This is a genomic window from Neisseria sp. 19428wB4_WF04 (assembly GCF_015235335.1).
Taxonomy (GTDB): domain Bacteria; phylum Pseudomonadota; class Gammaproteobacteria; order Burkholderiales; family Neisseriaceae; genus Neisseria; species Neisseria musculi.
This window is the reverse complement of the sequence record NZ_JADGLG010000142.1, coordinates 1-646: the sequence shown is the minus strand read 5'-3', so window position 1 is coordinate 646 and position 646 is coordinate 1. Positions and strand designations below refer to the sequence as shown.

The 646-nt window shown below is 42.0% G+C and carries 2 pseudogenes; both read right to left on the bottom strand.

Features of this window, described 5'->3' with window-relative positions:
* Nucleotides 1-122 (bottom strand): annotated as a pseudogene (locus IR141_RS13685) (IS1595 family transposase); the annotation flags it as partial.
* 402 nt (nt 123-524) lie between these two features.
* Nucleotides 525-646 (bottom strand): annotated as a pseudogene (locus IR141_RS12685) (ATP-binding protein); the annotation flags it as partial.

The following is a 646-nucleotide window of genomic DNA, read 5'->3' as shown; positions in this document are numbered from 1 at the left end:
GTGGTTGATGGTATTGCGGTTGAAGCCTGTCGGCAAAGCGGTTTTTGAGGCTTCTATACCGACACAAAAATGCTTGATAATTTTTTTGAGCTGTAGTCACTTAACTTGGTGTTATATTTCATTTTTCCAGGCTAACAGAGCTATTTTGCTAGTCTAGAGCCTAAAAAATATTTTCGGTCACCTCCATTGTATTTTATGTAAGACACGTTTTTTCTGATTCCCCCCCCCAATGCTGTTGATGTAGTTTTGTCTATTTACAAATTACAAACTTTTTGCCATGAGTAATCCTGTAATATAATAGCGAAAACCAATGGTATCTCATTCAAATACATCGTCAATACTCAAACTATCCGCACAAACTCGACTATCAGACATGACTTTCCTTGTAATAGCTTCCCTTTTCTTTCTCGCCAACTACAAGCATGTCCACGGCCGTCAAAAACTGACCACTTTAAAGCCGGAACCGGCAGTTTGATTGTAACCATCCCACGGGGGGGGTAAATCTCCTTTATCACAGGCGCAATGCCTATCTTCTTTTTGTCCTTCAAACGGTAACTCTCTCCACTTATCCGAACAACATGACAATGGCGGAGTAATCTGTCCGACATGGCGGCAGTCAAAGCCGTATCGTTGGCAAAAGCCCCGG